Source organism: Paraburkholderia sp. RL17-373-BIF-A, from assembly GCF_046030175.1.
Classification (GTDB): Bacteria; Pseudomonadota; Gammaproteobacteria; order Burkholderiales; family Burkholderiaceae; genus Paraburkholderia.
In genome coordinates, this window is the sequence record NZ_JARESO010000219.1 from 1 (window position 1) to 2,025 (window position 2,025).

3 protein-coding genes are annotated in these 2,025 nt (G+C 62.0%); 1 reads left to right on the forward strand and 2 read right to left on the reverse strand.

Annotated features, from left to right (window positions below; translation table 11 throughout):
- Window positions 1-842 (forward strand): tyrosine-type recombinase/integrase (locus P0D80_RS49780; protein WP_408296009.1); only part of this gene is annotated, 842 nt, incomplete at its 5' end.
- A 143-nt stretch (window positions 843-985) separates the two neighbouring features.
- Here the strand turns inward: P0D80_RS49780 and P0D80_RS49785 are convergent.
- Both P0D80_RS49785 and P0D80_RS49790 read right to left on the reverse strand, forming a co-directional pair.
- Window positions 986-1,327, reverse strand: coding sequence for a hypothetical protein (locus P0D80_RS49785; RefSeq protein ID WP_408296012.1), 342 nt, complete (start codon window positions 1,325-1,327; stop codon window positions 986-988).
- 329 nt (window positions 1,328-1,656) lie between these two features.
- Window positions 1,657-2,025 (reverse strand): potassium channel family protein (locus P0D80_RS49790; protein ID WP_408296015.1); only part of this gene is annotated, 369 nt, incomplete at its 5' end.

The window sequence follows — 2,025 nt, forward strand, 5'->3', positions numbered from 1 at the left end:
ATCCCCGCGACGATGCGCGCTGGCGGCCGTTCTACGGCCCGCTGTCGGCATCGAGCCAGCGGCAGGCCATGGTGATTGTCAACGTCATGTTTGCGTGGCTCGTGCAGGCCGGTTATCTGGCCGGCAATCCGCTGTCGCTGTCGCGTCAGCGCGCCCGGAGGGCCAGGCCGCGCATCGTCCGGTATCTGTCGCCGGAGCTGTGGCTCGAGGTCAAGACGTACATTCAGGGCATGCCCGTGCAGACAGCTCGCGAGCGCGAACACCACGCCCGCGTGCGCTGGCTCTTTACCCTGCTCTATCTGGGCGGTCTGCGGATCACGGAGGTCGGGACGAACACGATGGGACGGTTTTTCCGGCGCGGTGACGAAAACGGCACGGATCGCTGGTGGCTCGAAGTGATGGGCAAAGGTGGCAAGGAGCGGCTGGTGCCCGCCACCGCGGAAATGATGACGGAACTGGGCACCTACCGGCGGGCACGCGGACTGCCCGCCCTGCCCTCGCCGGGCGAGGACACGCCGCTCGTGCTGCCGGTTGGGCGGTCGCTCAAACCGCTCACGCGCGCAGCGTTGCACCGGATCGTGAAGGATGTTTTTAACGGTGCGGCGCAATCCCTGCGTGCGCGTGGTGAAGACCATGCACAGCGCGCGGACCGCCTCGAGCAGGCATCGGCACACTGGCTGCGTCACAGCGCAGGGTCCCACATGGCGGACCAGCAGGTCGATCTGCGACTCGTGCGCGATAACCTCGGGCATGCGTCACTGACGACGACCAGTCAGTATCTTCACGTCGACGACGATCGCCGGCACCGCGAGACCGACGAGAAGCACCGTATTGACTGGTAACAGACGGCAGCCCGGCCCTACCGCCTGATCTGGAAATCGTCGGGCGTGAGCCTGACGGGTTCACCCGGACGCAGGCGGACTTTCCTTTCGGCGACCGCGATGATACGGCGCCGTCCATCAGCAAACGCCTTGAGCATCCGGACCTAGTCAGCGTCTGGCGACAACCAGAATTGCGCTTCGCGCACCTCGCGCGTAATCGCACAGGCGACCTCGCTGCGACGCCCGGTCAGGCGAAACGAAATTTCATGCCGGTCCGCCGCGACATCGGGCATCAGCTCAATCACGTCCATGATTTCTACCTCCTGAATCAGCTGAGAACTGTTAACGTCCTGTCGCCTGTCTTCAATTTTACAGAACAGAGGGAGAACAGGCGCGCGCAGCAGATACAGGCGGCGTGGATGCTGCCCAGCCCTGCTGGAGACGGGTTTGCGGTTGACGGGGACGCAGACGTGCCAGACGGTTAGTTGCATGATTGCGATCGACACGGATCTCCAGGGTGAGCCTTTACGGGAGATGAACTTCACAGTGCCATGCGAAGGTGCGGTCAACTGATACAGCGTGTCGGCAAGAAAAGCGCGCTCACGCCACCCTTGCAGACGTACATCGAGGAGCCATTGGAGGAGCCATCTGGATAGGCGCTATCGTTGCGCGATGGGCCGCAGGCGACCCACTTCGGTCGGTCGGGTTATACAGCCACGATCGGCCGTAGTTGGACCATCATGAGACATCTGGGGCGCTCAGAATGATGCACGGCTCACTTATGAGAGCCTTTGCATAATCGGCCAAACCGGACCTTTGGGTCAGCGCAGTTGCGTCAGGATTTGTTCGATGTGGGCCCACTCCCTGCGACTTGCAAGGATACCAGTCGTGCCAGCACGACAGCGGGATAGAGTTGGCCGATCAGCGCCTCGAGATTGGAGAGCGACCTCGCTGCACGCGCGACTGGCGTGATGTCACCGTAGCCTACTGTTGTCAAAGTGGTAAAGCTGAAGTAGACCCAGGCCCAACGATCGTCTGGCTTGTCGCCTTGTGCAATTCCCTGATAGGCGGCGGGAATATAGATATTGACGAGTTCGTACGCCAGACCCCATAGGACCCCGACCAGCATATAAAGGACAATGGCCCCCCAGATCCGATCGAGCATTGCCGTGCCCGCTCCGAACACCTTGATGCCAATGAAGGG